The organism is Acidovorax sp. LjRoot118, from assembly GCF_964253575.1.
Classification (GTDB): domain Bacteria; phylum Pseudomonadota; class Gammaproteobacteria; order Burkholderiales; family Burkholderiaceae_C; genus Acidovorax.
This window is the reverse complement of the sequence record NZ_CAXURB020000001.1, coordinates 197,372-214,127: the sequence shown is the minus strand read 5'-3', so window position 1 is coordinate 214,127 and position 16,756 is coordinate 197,372. Positions and strand designations below refer to the sequence as shown.

Here is a 16,756-nt window from a genome sequence, read left to right as displayed (position 1 = left end):
GCGGCCCGAGCCGCGCATCAAATCTGAACCATCTCGAAATCTTCCTTGCGGGCGCCACACTCAGGACAGGTCCAATTCATGGGCACCTGGTCCCATGGCGTGTTGGGGGCGATGCCGTGCTCGGGCGCACCCTCTGCCTCGTCATAAATCCACCCGCAGATCAAACACATCCAAGTTTTAGAGTCGATCACAGCTTAAAGGGCCTTCACATAGAATGCAACGATTGTATCTAGTCATCTCCCCGGGCTGCAGCTTCCGTGCCACCCCCGATGCCGCCACTGGACCATGACCACATCCGCACTCCCCCCTCCCGACACCGAACACGCCGACGACGAATCCGGTGACGAAGCGAGCCCGGCCTGCGTGCTCGTTTTCAACGCCAGCGACCCCAGCGGCGCGGGCGGCCTGACGGCAGACATCACCACAATCGCATCGGTCGGCGGCCACCCCATCGCGGTGGTCACGGGGGCCTACGCGCGTGATACGGCGCAGATATTCGACCATTTCAGCTTCGACGACGAGGCCGTCTCCGAGCAGGCCCGGGCGGTGCTCGAAGACATGCCCGTGCAGGCCATCAAGGTGGGTTTCGTGGGCAGCCCCGAGAACATCAGCGCCATCGCCGAAATAACCACAGACTATGACGAAGTCCCGGTGATAGCGTACATGCCCAACCTGTCCTGGTGGACGGAAGAGCAGATCGACGAGTACCTGGACGCCTTCCGTGAGCTGTTGTTGCCGCAAACCTCAGTGTTGGTAGGAAACCACAGTACGCTGTGGCGCTGGCTGTTGCCGGACTGGAAGAGCGACCGCAGCCCCACCGCGCGCGACATTGCCCGGGCGGCTTCCGAGATGGGCGTGCCCTACACCCTGGTCACCGGCATCCCCCTGCCCGAGCAGTTCGTCGAGAACGTGCTGGCCTCGCCCCAGACGGTGCTGGGCAGCGGCAAGTTCGAGCTGTTCGACGCCACCTTCTCGGGCGCGGGCGACACCCTGTCGGCCGCACTCACGGCCCTGGTGGCCAGCGGCAACGACCTGGGCGAGGCCACCAGCGAAGCGCTGGGCTACCTGGACCGCTGCCTGGACGCCGGTTTCCGCCCCGGAATGGGGCACATCGTGCCCGACCGCATGTTCTGGGCCCAGCCCGACGACGAGGACGGCGAAGACGACGACGCCCCGATTGACGACACCGCAGCCATCGAAGGCTTTGTGATGCCCCCCCATGACACCAAGCACTGATCTCAACATCCCCCTGTTCGAACGCGCCAAGGCGCTCATCCCCGGCGGCGTGAACTCGCCCGTGCGGGCCTTCAAGGCCGTGGGCGGCACGCCGCGCTTCGTCAAGCGCGCCCAGGGTGCCTACTTCTGGGACGCCAACGACCAGCGCTTCATCGACTACATCGGCTCCTGGGGGCCGATGATCCTGGGCCACGGCCACCCGGCGGTGCTCGAAGCGGTGCAGAAGGCGGCGCTCGAAGGTTTCAGCTTTGGCGCGCCGACCGAGCGCGAGGTGGAGCTGGCCGAGGAGATCATCGGCCTGGTGCCCTCGATGGAGATGATCCGGCTGGTCAGCTCGGGCACCGAGGCGGGCATGAGCGCCATCCGCCTGGCGCGCGGCGCCACGGGCCGCAGCAAGATCATCAAGTTCAATGGCTGCTACCACGGCCATGCCGACGCCCTGCTGGTCAAGGCCGGCTCGGGCCTGGCTACCTTCGGCAACGCCACCAGCGCGGGCGTTCCCCCTGAGGTGGTGCAGCACACCCTGGTGCTGGAATACAACGACATTGCCCAGCTCGAAGAAGCCTTTGCCCTGCACGGCAAGGAACTGGCCTGCCTGATGATCGAGCCGATCGCCGGCAACATGAACTTCGTGCGCGCGAGCGTCCCCTTCATGCAGCGCTGCCGCGAGCTGTGTACCGAGTACGGTGCGCTGCTGGTGCTGGACGAGGTGATGACCGGTTTCCGCGTGGGCCTGACCAGTGCGCAAGGCGTGTATGCCAAGAGCATCCCCGGCTTCAAGCCCGACCTGACCGTGCTGGGCAAGGTGATCGGCGGCGGCATGCCGCTGGCCGCCTTCGGCGGGCCGCGCGCCATCATGGAGCACCTGGCGCCCATCGGCGCCGTGTACCAGGCCGGCACGCTGTCGGGCAACCCGGTGGCCACGGCCTGCGGCCTGGCCACGCTGCGCGAGATCACGAAGCCCGGCTTCTTCGAGGCCCTGTCGGCACGCACCCAATCGCTGGTGGATGGCCTCAAGGCCGCCGCCGCCGCCGAAGGCGTGCCCTTCAGCGCCGACTGCGAGGGCGGCATGTTCGGCTTCTTCCTCTTGCCCACCCTGCCCCAGAGCTACCCCGAGGTGCTCACCACCGACAGCGCGCGCTTCAACCAGCTGTTCCATGGGCTGCTGGACCGCAGTATCTATATAGCACCGGCGCTGTACGAAGCCGGTTTCGTGAGCGCGGCCCACAGCGAAGAAGACATCGCTGCCACGGTGGCCGCTGCGCGCGAGGTCTTCAAGAGCCTCGCAAGCTGAAGCTACAAGAGGCCGCGCAGTTCGCGCGCGGCTTCCTGCAGCAAGGGCAACATCTCCCTCTGCAGGCTGCCCTCGTCCAGTTGCCTGGGCGAGGCCACCACGTTGAGTGCTGCCACGGTCTGCCCCTGCAGGTTGCGCAGCGGCACGGCCAGGGCATGCACGCCCAGCTCGTGCTCTTCCACCGCCAGGCAATAGTCGTCGCGCCGCGCACGCGCGATGGCCTGGCGCAACGGCCCCACCTGCGTGAGCGTATGGGGCGTGAGCCGCTGCAGCGCGGCCCCCTTGAGCCAGGTGGTGAGTGCCGCCGCCGGCAGCGCCGCCAGCAGCACCCGCCCGGTGGACGTGGGGTGGGCCGGCAGCCGCGCCCCCAGGTGCAGGCCGTAGGCCAGCACGCGCGAGGGCGCGCCATACACCCCGCTGCGCGCCACGATCACGACCTCGCTGCCGTCGAGCACCACGGCCGAAAAGGACTGCTGGGTCTGCGCGGCCAGCCGGTTCAGCGTGGGCTGCAGCACGCGCGGCAGCCGGGCCGACGCCAGGTAGCTGCCCGAAAAGCGCAGCACCTTGGGCGCCAGCCAGAAGTAGCTGCCATCGCTTTCCAGGTAGCCCAGGTGCGCCAGCGTGAGCAGGTGCCGGCGCGCCGCCGCCCGCGTGAGCCCTGTGCGCTGCGCCGCCAGCGAGGCATTGAGGCGCTGGCGCTCGGTGTCGAAGCTCTCCAGCACAGCCATGCCCTTGGCCATGCCCTCAATGAAGTCGGCCTTGGCGATGGGGGTGGTGCTGGAGGTCATGGTCGGCAGAAAAGATCGGTACATCAAGGATTGCGCGATGATCGCACAAAGCATCTGTACATCGCACGCAACTGGCCAACCGGCACCCCACGTTGACCGGCGTCAACCTACGCTTGGGCCTTGCCTTCGAGCCGGTGCTCGGGGCCTTCCTTCCCCAGCTTTGCGAGGTTCCCCCATGCGTACCCAGGTTGCCATCATCGGCGCCGGCCCGGCCGGTCTGCTGCTCGGCCAGTTGCTGCACACATCCGGCATCGACGCCGTCATCATCGAGCAGCGCAGCGCCGACTACGTGCTCGGCCGCATCCGCGCCGGCGTGCTCGAACAGGTCACCATGGACCTGCTGGAGAAAGCCGGCGTGAGCGCCCGCGCCCATGCACAGGGCCTGCCGCACGACGGCATCGAGCTCTTGTTCAAGGGCCAGCGCCACCGCATCGACCTGCATGCGCTCAGCGGCGGCAGCCGCGTGACGGTGTACGGCCAGACCGAGGTCACGCACGACCTGATGGATGCGCGCTCCGCTGCGGGCCTGGTCACCGTATATGAAGCCGGCAACGTCCGCGTGCACGACTTCGACGGTGGCAAGCCCCGTGTGACCTATGAGAAGGATGGCCAGGCGCACGAGATCACCTGCGACTTCATCGCCGGCTGCGACGGCTACCACGGCGTGTGCCGCGCCAGCGTGCCCGAGGGCGCGCTCAAGACCTATGAACGCGTCTACCCCTTCGGCTGGCTGGGCGTGCTGGCCGATGTGCCGCCGGTTTCGCACGAGCTGATCTACGCCAACACCGAGCGCGGCTTTGCGCTGTGCAGCATGCGCAGCACCACGCGCAGCCGCTACTACCTGCAGGTGCCCGACACCGACAAGCTGGAGAACTGGAGCATCGACCAGTTCTGGGCCGAACTGGGCAATCGGCTGGACCCCGAGGCGCGCGCGAACCTGGTGACCGGCCCGGCGCTGGAGATGAGCATCGCGCCGCTGCGCAGCTTCGTGGCCGAGCCCATGCGCTTTGGCCGCCTGTTCCTGGCCGGCGACGCGGCCCACATCGTGCCGCCCACGGGTGCCAAGGGCCTGAACCTGGCGGCCAGCGACGTGGGTTACCTGTGGAACGCCTTCGCCGATCATTACGGCGACAAGTCGGATGCCGGCATCGATACCTACTCCGACCGCTGCCTGCGCCGCGTGTGGCGCGCCGAACGCTTCTCGTGGTGGTTCACCTCGCTGATGCACCGTTTTCCGGACACCGGCGAGTTCGGCCAGAAGATGCAGGAGGCCGAGCTCGACTACCTGGTCCACTCGCGCGCCGCATCCACCGCGCTGGCCGAGAACTATGTGGGGCTGCCGATGGATTTCGGGGCGCAGGCAACAACGGCGGCACACGGGCGCTGACAGCGGGGTGGCCGTTCATCGGTCCGTCACACCGCCATGCGAGCCTTGGCGGATACACAACGGACCGCTCCACCATGAACCGCCCTCCCCGCACCCCACGCCCGCTGACCAATCTGCTGCAGGGCAATGCACCCGAGAACGATGCCCCAGCCGATCCCGCCCATGCCAGCCGCCGCAGCTTTGTGCGCCAGTTGGCGCTCGGTGCTGCAGCACTGGGCACCCTGCCCCTGGCGGCCTGCGGCGGCAGCGACGATGCACCGGAGGTGCGCTTTGCGCATGGCGTGGCCAGCGGCGATCCCCTGAGCGACCGCGTCATCCTGTGGACGCGCGTCACGCCGCCCGCCAACCACAGCGCCGACATCCCCGTGCGCTGGGAGGTGGCAAGCGACTCCGCTTTTGCCACCCTGGTGGCCCAGGGCACGGCATCCGCCACGGCGGCCCGCGACTTCACGGTGAAGGTTGATGCCACCGGCCTCAGGCCTGCCACCCCGTACTACTACCGCTTCATGGCCTATGCCGCCACCTCGGCCACGGCGCGCACGCGCACCCTGCCGACCGGCAGCGTGTCCCAGGTGCGCCTGGCCGTGTTCTCCTGCGCCAACTACCCTGCCGGCTACTTCAACGTGTATGCAGAGGCGGCACGCCGCAATGACCTGGACGCGACCGTGCACCTGGGCGACTACGTGTACGAATATGCCCGGGGCGGCTACGCGTCCGCCAATGCCGAGCAACTGGGCCGCCTCTCCCAGCCTGTGGGTGAAATCCTGTCACTGGCCGACTACCGCACGCGCCACGCCCAGTACAAGACCGATGCCGATCTGCAGGCCCTGCATGCCGCCGCCCCCATGATCGCCGTGTGGGACGACCACGAGATCGCCAACGACACCTGGGCCAATGGCGCCGAGAACCACCAGAGCGCGACCGAAGGCAGCTTTGCCGCGCGCAAGGCCGTGGCGATGCAGGCCTACCACGAGTGGATGCCCACCCGCAACGCGCAGCCCGAACTGATCTACCGCAGCTTTGCCTTCGGCGACCTGGTGGCCCTGCACATGCTCGACACCCGCGTGATCGGGCGCGACGAGCAGGCCGACTACAGCCGCTTCTTCACGGCCAGCGGCTTCGATGCCGCGGGCTTCACCGCTGCCGTGGGCGCCCCCACGCGCCAGCTCATGGGCAGCACACAGACCCAGTGGCTGCAGCAGCAGATGGCCGCATCGTCCGCCACCTGGCAGGTGCTGGGCCAGCAGGTGCTGATGGGCCGCATGAACATCCCTGCCCCCATCCTCATCGACACCCTGCAGCCTGGGGCCGGGGTGAGCGTGTCCCAGTACGCGGCCATCGTGGCCAAGGCGCAGGCGGCACCCGCCACGCTGACAGCGACCGAAAAGGGCGTGCTGGCCCAGCCCTCCATCCCCTACAACCTCGATGCATGGGACGGCTACCAAGCCGCGCGCGAAACCGTGCTGGGCATGGCGCGCGGCTTGAACAAGAACCTGGTGGTGCTGTCGGGCGACACGCACAACGCCTGGGCCAACGAGCTGGCCGACATGGGCGGCAATGCCGTGGGCGTGGAGTTCGCCACCTCGTCCGTCACCTCTCCTGGGTTCGAGGACTACCTGCCCAAGGAAAACCCGGCCGTGCTGGCCGGCGCACTGCAGCAACTGATCTCGCCGCTCAAATACTGCGACACCTCGCGCCGCGGCTACATGCTGCTTACCGCCACGGCCACCGAGTGCCGCGCCGACTGGGTCTACGTGAACACCATCACCAGCCGCAGCTACATCGCCAGCACGGACAAGTCACTCAAGGTGGTGGCCGGCACCGCCGGGCGCGGCCGCATCGTGGCGGTCTGAACGAACCGGACCAGGAAAGAAAAAGGCGGCCGAGGCCGCCTTTCTTGTGCGCCAATGCCACCGCTGGCGGCGGCATCGCAACCGGATCAATGCCGGAAGTGGCGCACGCCGCTGAACACCATGGACACGCCGCGCTCGTTCGCAGCGTCGATGACTTCGTTGTCGCGCATCGAGCCGCCGGGCTGGATCACGCAGGTGGCACCGGCATCGACCACGACATCCAGGCCATCGCGGAAGGGGAAGAACGCGTCGCTGGCCACCACGGTGCCCTGCAGGCTCAGACTGGCATGGCCGGCCTTGATGCTGGCGATGCGGGCCGAGTCGAGGCGGCTCATCTGGCCGGCCCCCACGCCCATGGTCATGCCACCCTTGCAGAAGACGATGGCATTGCTCTTGACGTACTTGGCCACTTTCCAGGCGAACAGCAGGTCTTCCATCTCTTCGAGCGTGGGCTGCTTCTTGGTCACGACCTTGAGGTCGATCAGCGACAGCTCCTGGTTGTCGGCGGTCTGCAGCAGCAGGCCCGAACCGATGCGCTTGGCATCCATGGCGTTGCGGCCACGCTGCCAGTCGGTGGTGCCGCCGTGGGCGGGCAGTGCGATCTTGAGCAGGCGCACATTGGCCTTGGCCTTGAAGACTTCGAGCGCCTCGGCCGTGAAGTCCGGGGCCATCAGCACTTCGACGAACTGCTTGGAGATCTGCTGCGCTGCCTTGCCGTCCACCGGGCGGTTGAAGGCGATGATGCCGCCGAAGGCGCTGGTGGGGTCCGTCTGGAAGGCCTTGCCGTAGCTGTCCAGCGCGTCCAGGCCCACGGCCACGCCGCAGGGGTTGGCGTGCTTGACGATAACGCAGGCCGGCGCCTCGAAGCTCTTGACGCATTCCCAGGCGGCATCGGCGTCGGCGATGTTGTTGTACGACAGCTCCTTGCCCTGCAGTTGCACCCCGGTGACCAGCGAGCCGGGCGCGGGGTGCAGGTCGCGGTACAGCGCGGCCTGCTGGTGGGCGTTCTCGCCGTAGCGCAGGTCCTGCACCTTGGTGAAGATGCCGTTGCTCTGGCCCGCGAACTGGGCGCGGGTGGGCACGTAGGTTTCGGACAGCTTGTCTTCCTCGAAACTGACGGACGAGAGGTAGTCGCTGATCGCGCCGTCGTACTGGGCGATGCGGTTGAATGCCGCCACCGACAGTGCAAAACGCAGCTTGTCCGAGAGCTTGCCCGAGGCCTTGAGTTCTTCGAGCACGGCGGGGTACTGCGAGGCATCGGTCAGCACGCCCACGTCCTTCCAGTTCTTGGCGGCGCTGCGCACCATGGCGGGGCCGCCGATGTCGATGTTCTCGATGGCGTCGGCCAGCGTGCAACCGGCCTTGGCCACGGTGGACTCGAAGGGGTAGAGGTTGACCACCAGCAGGTCGATGGTGTCGATGCCATGCGCCTTGAGCGCAGCCATGTGCTCGGGCAGCTCGCGGCGCGCCAGCAGGCCACCGTGCACCTTGGGGTGCAGGGTCTTCACGCGGCCGTCGAGCATTTCGGGGAACTGGGTGACCTCGGCCACTTCGGTCACGGGCAGGCCCTTGTCGGCCAGCAGCTTGGCGGTGCCCCCGGTGGACAGCAGCTTGATGCCCAGGGCGTGCAGCGCCTGGGCAAATTCAACGATGCCGGTTTTGTCGGAGACGGAAAGAAGTGCGTTCATGGCGGGTCGGTAAAGGAGTTTGGAATCGGGTGCGGTGCAGTTGCCGGCAACTGCACCGCGGTAGTGGGGAGCGCCAGCACTGCCCGGCGCAACGGGGCATCAGATCAGCTTGTGTTCCACCAGCTTCTTGCGCAGGGTGTTGCGGTTCAGGCCCAGCCATTCAGCAGCGCGCGACTGGTTGTTGTCGGCCTGCTGCATCACGACTTCCAGCAGCGGCCTTTCGACCACGCGCACCAGCATGTCGTACATGCCATCGGGCGTCTCTCCGCCCAGGTCGCGAAAGTAGCCCTGCAGGCTCTCGCGCACGCATTCTTCAATATGTTTCTTGCTCATGCAGCCAATCCCTCTTGTTCTTCGCTGGGGTCTGCGTCGGCAGCCAGTGTGCTGGCGGCGGGAAAGCGGTCCATCTGCTGCGCCAGGGCATCCAGATAGTCCGCCACCGCATGCCACTGGGCCGCGCAGTCCTCTATGGTGTTGATGTGTTGTCGAAAGGCTTCGCCGCCCGGCATGGAGCGCAGGTACCAGGCAATGTGCTTGCGCGCACTGCGCACCCCGGTCAGCTCGCCATACAGGCGGTAGTGGTCGTGCAGATGCTCGAGCAGCAGGCGCCGTACCTCGGCCACCAGCGGTGGCGCCAGGTGTTCGCCTGTGGCGAGAAAATGCCCGATCTCACGGAAGATCCACGGCCGTCCTTGTGCCGCGCGGCCGATCATGATCGCATCGGCCCCCGTGGCGGCCAGCACCTCGCGCGCTTTCTCGGGCGAGGTGATGTCGCCATTGGCCACCACCGGTACGCGCACCGCCGCCTTCACGGCGGCGATGGTGTCGTACTCGGCATGGCCCTTGTAGCCCTGCTCGCGCGTGCGCCCATGCACCGTGAGCATCTGGATGCCCACGGCCTCGAACTGGCGCGCCAGCGCGACGGCGTTCTTGTGCTCCTGGCACCAGCCGGTGCGCATCTTGAGCGTGACGGGCACCTTGTGCGGCGCACAGGCATCGACCACCGCCTGCGCGATGGACACGGCCAGTGCCTCGTCCTGCATCAGGGCCGAGCCGGCCCACTTGTTGCACACCTTCTTGGCCGGGCAGCCCATGTTGATGTCGATGATCTGCGCACCGCGTTCCACGTTGTAGACCGCGGCCTCGGCCATCATCTGCGCCTCGGTGCCGGCGATCTGCACCGCGATCGGCCCCGGCTCCCCTTCGTGGTTGGCCCGGCGCGAGGTCTTGAGGCTGTTCCACAGGTCCTTGCGCGAGGTCACCATTTCACTCACGGCATAGCCCGCCCCCAGTTCCTTGCACAGCTGGCGAAATGGCCGGTCCGTGACGCCCGCCATGGGGGCGACGAACAAGCGGTTCGCCAAAGGAATGTGGCCGATGTGCATGGAAAGGGTGGGGGTGCGCCGAAGCTGCGAATGCTGAAAAAGGAGGCAGGATTGTACCTGCTCAAAATTTCAGCAAATGAAATCTGCGCGACTTTTACAGCCCGTCTGTGCTGCGGCGCAACAATGCCGCTGCGCGCCGTCCGGGATGTCTAGTCAGCGCGCCGCGAGGTCGGTGTCGTCGGCCCCTGCCGGCACGCCGCGCTGGGCATAGTGCCACCAGGCGTCGGGCAGGTTGTCGAACTGGTGGTGCGCCATCAAAGCGCGCAGCCATTGGCGGTTGTGGTGCACGTCCGGCGAAAGGTTCTGCGTGGCAGAGCTCAGCACGCCGGAAGGCGTTCCCATGTCCACCTCGCCTCCATCGGCCAGCGGCCCGCGCACCACCTTGCTGGCGCGCATGCCGTCGACCACGATGACCTGCACCACCCAGGCACCTGTCTGGATATTGCACTGGGCCTTGAGCGCCATCCCTTGGGCCTTGAGGCCGTCTTGCGCAGAGCGCAGGGCCGCCGGTTGGCCATTGGCACCGCAGCCGCGCTCCTGCACCACGCTGATCGCACCCGATGGCAACGCAGCCACTGGCTGGGGCACTGCCGCCTGGGGGCTTTGCACGCATGCAGCCAGCAGCGCAGCCGCTGCCAGCGATAGCCAGGGGCTGCGGTGAGTTGCGGTGATGGTGCGGTGGGTGCTGTGCATGGGGGCCTCCTGCTTGAGCGGTAGCGTCCATGAACGATACAAACACCGCTTGCCACGGGCCATGCGCGGATGGCGCGCGCCGGTGTAGGACGGAACCTTCACCCGGTTTTTCGTGCGCGGGGTGCCCCTAAACTCCGGTGCATGGAAATATGGATGCACCAGCTGATGCAGTGGCTGGCCCTGCCGCAGTTCGGCCTGAGCACCGTCTTCGTGGTCTCGTTCATCTCGGCGACGCTGCTGCCGCTGGGTTCGGAGCCGGCCGTGTTCGGCCTCATCAAGCTCAACCCGGAGATGTACTGGCCCTCCATCCTGGTGGCCACGGTGGGCAACACCCTGGGCGGCGGGGTCAGCTGGTGGATGGGCCTCGGGGCGCACAAGGCCGTGGACAAGGCCCGCGGGCACACGACCAATGTGCGTGCGCTGGCTTGGCTGGAACGCTTTGGCGCCCGCGCCTGCCTGCTCAGCTGGCTGCCCGTGGTGGGCGACCCGCTGTGCGCCGTGGCCGGCTGGCTCAAGCTGCCGTTCTGGCCGTGCCTGGCCTACATGGCGGTGGGCAAGTTCATGCGCTACCTGGTGATGACCACGGTGCTGCTGCACTTCATGCCGGGGCAGATCGGCACCTGATCGAGCGAGCGATCAGGGCGCGGGGGTACCCAGGAAATCCTTCTCGGTGCCCAGGGGCGCGATGGACGAATCACCCTTGGAGACGGGCTCCTCCACCACCACCTGGTTGCGCCCGCCTTCCTTGGCCATGTACATGGCGGTATCGGCGCGCGAGAAGAATTCGAGCACCGACTCGCCCAGGATGTACTGCGTGACACCGATGGACACCGACACGCGGCTCTTGAGCACACCGGTCCAGGGGTGCGATTCGACGTGCGAGCGGATGCGCTCGCAGGTATTGAGCGCGGGCAGCAGCGAGGTGCCCGGGAAGATCAGCAGAAACTCCTCGCCGCCGTAGCGCCCGAAGATGTCGCCCGCGCGCACGTTGTCCTGCGCCACGCGCGAGAACGTGCGCAGCACCTCGTCGCCACCCAGGTGGCCGAGCTCGTCGTTGATGCGCTTGAAATGGTCCAGGTCGATGACCGCCAGGCACAGCGGGATGCCGCTTTCATCGGCGAGCTGCTTTTGCTCTTCGAGAGCCGCCACCGTGTAGCGCCGGTTGAAGCAGCCCACCAGCGTGTCGCGCTGCGCATCCTGCTGGATGTTGCGGATCTTGCGGCTGGCGCGGTGCAGCACACGGTGCAGCTTCTGCACCTTGCCGATCAGCAGGATGACGGCCGGCAGCGCGAACGCCAGCGACAGCCAGTGCGCAAGCTCCAGCCGCAGCAGCGCGTCGTTGGACTGCTCTGCGTAGTGCACCGCGATCACCACCCCATAGCCCAGCAGCAGCAGGGCCGCCAGGGCAATGAGCGCACGGCCCGAGACGCGGTACATGGAATAGGCCACGACGACAAAGGCGAACGGCGCCATCAGGATCTGCATGATGGGGTCGAGGTAGCAGATGAGCAGCAGGCCGCCATAGGCCACAGCGGCAATGGGCAGCTTGAGCTGCTTTTCCTTGGAGCGATGGTGCAGGCCCAGTGCAAAAACCATGGCGAACACCGGCACGAACACGGCCACCAGCGCCAGGGCCACGAACACGGTGCGCGTCTGCACCAGGCCCATCGCATGGAACACCAGCATCGCCACGAAATACAAGGCAATCAGGCCACTGGCGATCCACCAGCGGCGGGCAGTGGCCAGATCGCGTGGCTGGCCGGCCGCATCCATTTCCCTGCGCGAAGGGTGGTGGTGGATCGCCGTCTCGTCGCTGGAGTCATCGAACTCCAGGATGGCGTCCGTCAGCGGAAAGGCGTCCGTGTTGGCAAACAGCGGCTTCTTGCGTCCGAAGAGCGTCGAGAAAGGGGAGGTGGCGCCCATGGTGGTCTGTGCACTTGGTTGGAAACGTTCGTTTTTTCAGTCAATGGACAGCCAGCAGGGCCTCGCCCGCACAAACATGGCGCACACGCCCAGTCGAGGGCCCCGATCATGGGACCCGGTATTTTAGGTACAGCCTATCGCTATTGCCCCCGTGTTTTCCAGTAGCCACCCCCATCAGCGCCCTGCCGCCACGGCGGCGGAGCCTGCCCGCAGTTGCCACCAGCCCTCCAGGCTGTAGACGAGCAATGCAGCCCAGATAAGCACGAAGCCTGCCAGCCGGGACGGCTGCAGGGGCTCATGGAACAGCCAGACGCCCAGCGCGAACTGCAGGCTGGGCGAGATGTACTGCAGGACGCCCAGCGTCGCCAGGGGCAGCCGGCGGGCACCGGCAGCGAACAGCAGCAGCGGGATGGCCGTGAGCGGCCCCGCCAGCGCCAGCCAGCCAACCGAGGCGGCATCGCCCTGCACCAGCACGCCCTGCCCTTGCCAGGCCCACCAGGCCATGGCGCCGAAGGCCAGCGGCGCGAGCATCAGCGTCTCCAGGGTCAGCCCTTCCAGCGCACCCAGGGGCGCCAGCTTGCGCAGCAGGCCATAGACACCAAAAGTGAGCGCCAACACCAGCGCAATCCACGGCAGCCTGCCGGTCTGCACCGTGAGCCACAGCACACCGGCAGCCGCCACGGCCAGCGCCAGCCACTGCCCGCGCCGGGGCCGCTCGTGCAAAAAGAAGAAACCCATGGCCACGTTCACCAGCGGCAGGATGAAGTAGCCCAGGCTGGCGTCCACCACATGCTGGTTCTGCACCGCCCACACATAGGTCAGCCAGTTGGACGAGAGCAGCAGCGCCGACAGCCCGAAGGCCAGCACCACCCGGGGCTGGCGCAGCAGGGCCGGCAGCCAGGCCCACTGCCGGCGCACGCCCAGCACCACCAGCAGGAACAGGAGCGCCCAGGCGGTGCGGTGCACCACCACTTCGAGCGCCGACACATCGGCCACCTGGCGAAAGTACAGGGGCAAGAGGCCCCAGGCGACATAGGCCAGGCTGGCGTAGAGGATTCCGGTGTTCATGGGTCCATCAGGGCATCGGCACACGGCGCATCGCCGGGGGCACATGAAAAAAATCCCTGCACGCACAAGGCACTGCAGGGATGCGGGGCAGGCGCCGGGAGCGTCTGCCGGGGAATCTGCCAGGGGTCAAACGTTGAACAGGAAGTTCAGCACGTCGCCGTCCTTGACGACATATTCCTTGCCTTCGGCGCGCATCTTGCCCGCGTCCTTGGCACCCTGCTCGCCCTTGAGGGCGATGTAGTCGTCGAAGGCGATGGTCTGCGCGCGGATGAAGCCGCGCTCAAAGTCGCCGTGGATCACGCCGGCCGCCTGAGGCGCCGTGTCACCGATGTGGATGGTCCAGGCGCGCACTTCCTTCACGCCGGCGGTGAAGTAGGTCTGCAGGCCCAGCAGCTTGAAGGCGCCGCGGATCAGGCGGGCCAGGCCTGGCTCGGTCTGGCCCATCTCGGCCAGGAACATGTCGCGGTCCTCGTCGCCCATTTCGGCCATCTCGGCTTCCATCTTGGCGCAGATGGCGACCACGGGGGCGTTCTGGCTGGCGGCATATTCCTTGAGGCGGTCGAGGAAGGGGTTGTTCTCGAAGCCGTCCTCGCTCACGTTGCCCACGAACATCGCGGGCTTGGCCGTGATCAGGCACAGGGACTTGAGCAGGGGTTGCTCTTCCTTGGTGATATCGACCGAGCGGGCGGGCTTGCCTTCGTTGAGCGCGGCCTGGATGCGCGTGAGCAGCGTCACCAGCTTGGCGGCGTCCTTGTCGTTGCCTGACTTGGCGGCCTTGCTGTAGCGGTTCAGGGCCTTGTCCACGGTGCCCATGTCGGCCAGGCACAGCTCGGTCTGGATGACCTCGATGTCCGAGATCGGGTCGACGCGGCCGGCCACGTGGATGACGTTGTCATCCTCGAAGCAGCGCACCACGTTGACGATGGCATCGGTCTCGCGGATGTGGGCCAGGAACTGGTTACCGAGGCCTTCGCCCTGGCTGGCACCTGCCACCAGGCCGGCGATGTCAACGAACTCGACGATGGCCGGCACGATGCGCTCGGGCGAAATGATCTGGGCCAGCTGGGCCAGGCGCGGATCGGGCACCTCGACCACGCCCACATTGGGTTCGATGGTGCAGAACGGGTAGTTCTCGGCGGCGATGCCGGCCTTGGTCAGCGCGTTGAAGAGGGTGGACTTGCCGACGTTGGGCAGGCCCACGATGCCGCATTGGAGGCTCATGGCAGGGCTTTCTGGAATTCGGGAGACAAACCCCGATTTTACGGGGCTGCCGCGCACCCTACCTGCAGCACCCCGGACAAGCCCTCAATCGAAGCGCAGATCGGCCGCCACGCGCTGGCCCACGCGCAGCATCTGGCCCGCGCCCTGGCGCACGATGGCATTCATGCCGAAGGTGATGGCGCCATGGAGGCGCTTGTCCTGGCGGTAGGCGCGCAGGGTGTCGCCCACCGCTGGCGTGCTCTCGGCCGTGGCCGGGTCGATGTCGGGGATGGGGCAGCGCGCGCAGGGCTTGACGGGCACGAGCTGCAGCTCGCCGCCTTCGGAGTCGATGCGGATCTGGTCCACGCGGTCTTCGTCGTGCGCCTCCACCCCGGCGAGCACCACGTTGGGGCGAAAGCGTTCGATGCCCACGGGCGCGTGGCCGGCGGCGGCCAGACGCTCATTGAGGCTGTCCATCGACGCCTCGCTGGCCACCAGCACCGGAAAGCCGTCGGCGAACTGGTTCGGCGCCTCCACGCCGCCGGTCCAGTCCATGCTGGACAGGCGGCGCACCTCGGGGTCGAAGCGCACCAGGCGGCAGGGGGTGCCCAGGAAGTCGGTGAACCACTGGGCGGCCACGGCGCCCATGTCCCAGGCGGGCACGGTGTCGCGCCATACCGTCACGGTCATGGGCTCTTCCACCACGTCGATGCCCACGTGCAGGGCCAGCATGCCGGGGGCGCGCAGCACCATCTCCTCGGTCTTGAGCTGGGGGCGGATCAGCGCCATGCGCGGCAGCTCGCGCTGGGTGATGAACTGGCCCTCGGGGTCGACCACCATCCAGGCGCGGTCCAGGTCCAGGCCGGTCTCGGTGAGCAGGGCCTCGCGCACCTCGATGCCGGCGCAGGACTTGATGGGGTAGACAAACAGCCGGGCAATGGTGCCCGACAGGTCGGATTCGGTGCTGAAGCTCACGCGGCGGCGCTCCTGGAAAAGAACGGACAGGGAAAGGCCCCAATTCTGCACTGCCCCTGCAGGCAACGGAGCCGCTCCTACAATGGGCCGCATGGCGCAAACCTTTGATATCTGTATTCGCGGCGCGGGCATCGTGGGCCGCACCCTGGCCCTGCTGCTGGCGCGCGAGCGGCTGCGGGTGGCCCTGGTGGCTGGCCCGGCCCCCGCGGCAGGTGCCACCTCGGACGTGCGGGCCTACGCCCTGAACAGTGCTTCGCGCACCCTGCTGGAGGGCCTGCGCAGTTGGCCCGACGCAACACATGCCACGGCGGTCACGAGCATGCAGGTGGCGGGCGACCAGGGTGGCGCCGTGCGCTTCGATGCCCAGGCCCAGGGGGTGGACGCCCTGGCCTGGATCGTGGACGTGCCGGCCCTGGAGACCCGCCTGGCCGAGGCCGTGCGCTACCAGCCCCAGGTCGAGACGCTCAGCGAGCCGGTGGACGCCGCGCTGACGGTGGTCTGCGAAGGCCGCGCCAGCCAGACACGCGCCGAGTTTGGGGTGGAATTCGAGGTCACCCCCTATGAACAGCACGCCATTGCCACGCGCCTGACCTGCGAGCTGCCGCACGGCCAGGTGGCGCGCCAGTGGTTTTTGCCCGACGGCATCCTGGCCTTTTTGCCCCTGGGCGGGCCCGAAGGGAACTCCGTGGCGGTCGTGTGGTCTGTTCAGAAGGAACAGGTGCCGGGTTTGCTGGCGCTGGCCCCCGAGGAATTCACAGAGCGGCTGGAAGCGGCGAGCCAGCGGGCACTGGGCAGCCTGCAACTGGCGGGCGAGCGCGCCTCCTGGCCGCTGCAGCAGGCCCGGGCCGACCGCTGGTGCGGTGCCCTGGCGCCCAAGGGCAAGCAGCAGCGCAGCTTTGTGCTGGCCGGCGATGCCGCGCACAACGTGCACCCGCTGGCGGGCCAGGGGCTGAACCTGGGGCTGGCCGATGCCCAGGCACTGGCCGGGCTGCTGCACGGACGGGACTACTGGCGCAGCGTGGCCGACACCAAGTTGCTGCGCCGCTATGAAAGGGAACGCAAGGCCGCGCTGCTGCCCATGGGGCTGGCCACCGACGGGCTGCAGCAGCTGTTCGCCCGCCAGGATGGACCCTGGCAGGCGCTGCGCAACTGGGGCATGAAGGGCTTCGAGCGCAGCGGACCGATCAAGAATTTCGTGGCCCGCCAGGCCATGGGCATCCACTGACCCACTTACCGGCAACCAGGGGCTGCGCCCATGTGCAGGCC

General features: G+C 67.4%; 16 protein-coding genes. 6 read left to right on the top strand and 10 right to left on the bottom strand.

Annotated elements, in window-relative coordinates; genetic code table 11:
• Window positions 1-17: 17 nt before the first annotated feature.
• Window positions 18-191 (bottom strand): rubredoxin, encoded by a 174-nt coding sequence (locus ACSQ9E_RS01005; RefSeq protein WP_082604130.1) that lies wholly within the window; start codon window positions 189-191, stop codon window positions 18-20.
• A 94-nt stretch (window positions 192-285) separates the two neighbouring features.
• Here ACSQ9E_RS01005 and thiD point away from each other — a divergent pair, with 94 nt between their 5' ends.
• Window positions 286-1,236: a bifunctional hydroxymethylpyrimidine kinase/phosphomethylpyrimidine kinase gene (gene thiD, locus ACSQ9E_RS01000; RefSeq protein ID WP_428003546.1), complete on the top strand. Its 951-nt coding sequence runs from the start codon at window positions 286-288 to the stop codon at window positions 1,234-1,236.
• A complete protein-coding gene (gene hemL / locus ACSQ9E_RS00995) occupies window positions 1,220-2,530 on the top strand; it encodes a glutamate-1-semialdehyde 2,1-aminomutase (RefSeq protein ID WP_436216615.1) in 1,311 nt (436 codons plus the stop codon). Before thiD ends, hemL begins: the two co-directional genes overlap by 17 nt.
• A 2-nt stretch (window positions 2,531-2,532) precedes the next feature.
• On the opposite strand, the gene ACSQ9E_RS00990 is transcribed toward hemL, so the two are convergent.
• The gene (locus tag ACSQ9E_RS00990; RefSeq protein WP_436216614.1) at window positions 2,533-3,318 is read right to left on the bottom strand and encodes an IclR family transcriptional regulator domain-containing protein; all 786 of its coding nucleotides are present in this window, start codon (window positions 3,316-3,318) and stop codon (window positions 2,533-2,535) included.
• Between the two features lie 175 nt (window positions 3,319-3,493).
• Between ACSQ9E_RS00990 and pobA the strand changes: the two genes are divergently transcribed.
• Complete coding sequence (pobA, locus tag ACSQ9E_RS00985) at window positions 3,494-4,705, top strand: 4-hydroxybenzoate 3-monooxygenase (protein WP_436216613.1); 1,212 nt, start codon at window positions 3,494-3,496, stop codon at window positions 4,703-4,705.
• A 74-nt stretch (window positions 4,706-4,779) separates the two neighbouring features.
• A complete protein-coding gene (locus ACSQ9E_RS00980; RefSeq protein ID WP_436216612.1) occupies window positions 4,780-6,558 on the top strand; it encodes an alkaline phosphatase D family protein in 1,779 nt (592 codons plus the stop codon).
• 86 nt (window positions 6,559-6,644) lie between these two features.
• Here the strand turns inward: ACSQ9E_RS00980 and purH are convergent, their stop codons facing one another.
• From purH to ACSQ9E_RS00960, 4 genes are all read right to left on the bottom strand, one after another.
• Entirely contained in the window at window positions 6,645-8,246 is a 1,602-nt protein-coding gene (gene purH, locus ACSQ9E_RS00975; RefSeq protein WP_436216611.1) for a bifunctional phosphoribosylaminoimidazolecarboxamide formyltransferase/IMP cyclohydrolase, read from the bottom strand.
• A gap of 99 nt (window positions 8,247-8,345) precedes the next feature.
• A complete protein-coding gene (locus ACSQ9E_RS00970; RefSeq protein ID WP_057201739.1) occupies window positions 8,346-8,579 on the bottom strand; it encodes a Fis family transcriptional regulator in 234 nt (77 codons plus the stop codon).
• Window positions 8,576-9,631 carry a tRNA dihydrouridine synthase DusB gene (dusB, locus tag ACSQ9E_RS00965; protein ID WP_436216610.1) on the bottom strand — a complete coding sequence of 352 codons (1,056 nt, stop codon included), beginning with the start codon at window positions 9,629-9,631 and terminating at the stop codon, window positions 8,576-8,578. The genes ACSQ9E_RS00970 and dusB overlap by 4 nt, the downstream gene beginning before the upstream one ends.
• A gap of 153 nt (window positions 9,632-9,784) precedes the next feature.
• Window positions 9,785-10,324, bottom strand: coding sequence for a D-Ala-D-Ala dipeptidase (locus ACSQ9E_RS00960; protein WP_436216609.1), 540 nt, complete (start codon window positions 10,322-10,324; stop codon window positions 9,785-9,787).
• Between the two features lie 153 nt (window positions 10,325-10,477).
• On the opposite strand from ACSQ9E_RS00960, the gene ACSQ9E_RS00955 reads away from it, so the two are divergent.
• A complete protein-coding gene (locus ACSQ9E_RS00955; protein ID WP_436216608.1) occupies window positions 10,478-10,948 on the top strand; it encodes a YqaA family protein in 471 nt (156 codons plus the stop codon).
• Between the two features lie 12 nt (window positions 10,949-10,960).
• Here the strand turns inward: ACSQ9E_RS00955 and ACSQ9E_RS00950 are convergent, their stop codons facing one another.
• The 4 genes from ACSQ9E_RS00950 to ACSQ9E_RS00935 form a co-directional block, all read right to left on the bottom strand.
• The gene (locus ACSQ9E_RS00950; RefSeq protein WP_436216607.1) at window positions 10,961-12,247 is read right to left on the bottom strand and encodes a GGDEF domain-containing protein; all 1,287 of its coding nucleotides are present in this window, start codon (window positions 12,245-12,247) and stop codon (window positions 10,961-10,963) included.
• A gap of 174 nt (window positions 12,248-12,421) precedes the next feature.
• Window positions 12,422-13,315 (bottom strand): EamA family transporter RarD, encoded by an 894-nt coding sequence (rarD, locus tag ACSQ9E_RS00945; protein ID WP_436216606.1) that lies wholly within the window; start codon window positions 13,313-13,315, stop codon window positions 12,422-12,424.
• Between the two features lie 126 nt (window positions 13,316-13,441).
• The gene (gene ychF / locus ACSQ9E_RS00940; protein WP_057201733.1) at window positions 13,442-14,536 is read right to left on the bottom strand and encodes a redox-regulated ATPase YchF; all 1,095 of its coding nucleotides are present in this window, start codon (window positions 14,534-14,536) and stop codon (window positions 13,442-13,444) included.
• 84 nt (window positions 14,537-14,620) lie between these two features.
• Window positions 14,621-15,490 (bottom strand): MOSC domain-containing protein, encoded by an 870-nt coding sequence (locus ACSQ9E_RS00935; protein ID WP_436216605.1) that lies wholly within the window; start codon window positions 15,488-15,490, stop codon window positions 14,621-14,623.
• Between the two features lie 91 nt (window positions 15,491-15,581).
• Here ACSQ9E_RS00935 and ACSQ9E_RS00930 point away from each other — a divergent pair, with 91 nt between their 5' ends.
• Window positions 15,582-16,715, top strand: coding sequence for an FAD-dependent monooxygenase (locus ACSQ9E_RS00930; protein ID WP_436216604.1), 1,134 nt, complete (start codon window positions 15,582-15,584; stop codon window positions 16,713-16,715).
• The last annotated feature ends 41 nt before the right edge of the window (window positions 16,716-16,756 follow it).

What these genes read in the sequence shown, in the direction of transcription:
- rarD (WP_436216606.1), bottom strand. Translation starts at nt 13,315, where the DNA reads ATGAACACCGGAATCCTCTACGCCAGCCTGGCCTATGTCGCCTGGGGC.
- ACSQ9E_RS00980 (WP_436216612.1), top strand. Translation starts at nt 4,780, where the DNA reads ATGAACCGCCCTCCCCGCACCCCACGCCCGCTGACCAATCTGCTGCAG.
- ACSQ9E_RS00990 (WP_436216614.1), bottom strand. Translation starts at nt 3,318, where the DNA reads ATGACCTCCAGCACCACCCCCATCGCCAAGGCCGACTTCATTGAGGGC.
- thiD (WP_428003546.1), top strand. Translation starts at nt 286, where the DNA reads ATGACCACATCCGCACTCCCCCCTCCCGACACCGAACACGCCGACGAC.
- ACSQ9E_RS00960 (WP_436216609.1), bottom strand. Translation starts at nt 10,324, where the DNA reads ATGCACAGCACCCACCGCACCATCACCGCAACTCACCGCAGCCCCTGG.
- dusB (WP_436216610.1), bottom strand. Translation starts at nt 9,631, where the DNA reads ATGCACATCGGCCACATTCCTTTGGCGAACCGCTTGTTCGTCGCCCCC.
- pobA (WP_436216613.1), top strand. Translation starts at nt 3,494, where the DNA reads ATGCGTACCCAGGTTGCCATCATCGGCGCCGGCCCGGCCGGTCTGCTG.
- ACSQ9E_RS00970 (WP_057201739.1), bottom strand. Translation starts at nt 8,579, where the DNA reads ATGAGCAAGAAACATATTGAAGAATGCGTGCGCGAGAGCCTGCAGGGC.
- purH (WP_436216611.1), bottom strand. Translation starts at nt 8,246, where the DNA reads ATGAACGCACTTCTTTCCGTCTCCGACAAAACCGGCATCGTTGAATTT.
- ACSQ9E_RS00950 (WP_436216607.1), bottom strand. Translation starts at nt 12,247, where the DNA reads ATGGGCGCCACCTCCCCTTTCTCGACGCTCTTCGGACGCAAGAAGCCG.
- ACSQ9E_RS00955 (WP_436216608.1), top strand. Translation starts at nt 10,478, where the DNA reads ATGCACCAGCTGATGCAGTGGCTGGCCCTGCCGCAGTTCGGCCTGAGC.
- hemL (WP_436216615.1), top strand. Translation starts at nt 1,220, where the DNA reads ATGACACCAAGCACTGATCTCAACATCCCCCTGTTCGAACGCGCCAAG.
- ACSQ9E_RS00930 (WP_436216604.1), top strand. Translation starts at nt 15,582, where the DNA reads ATGGCGCAAACCTTTGATATCTGTATTCGCGGCGCGGGCATCGTGGGC.
- ychF (WP_057201733.1), bottom strand. Translation starts at nt 14,536, where the DNA reads ATGAGCCTCCAATGCGGCATCGTGGGCCTGCCCAACGTCGGCAAGTCC.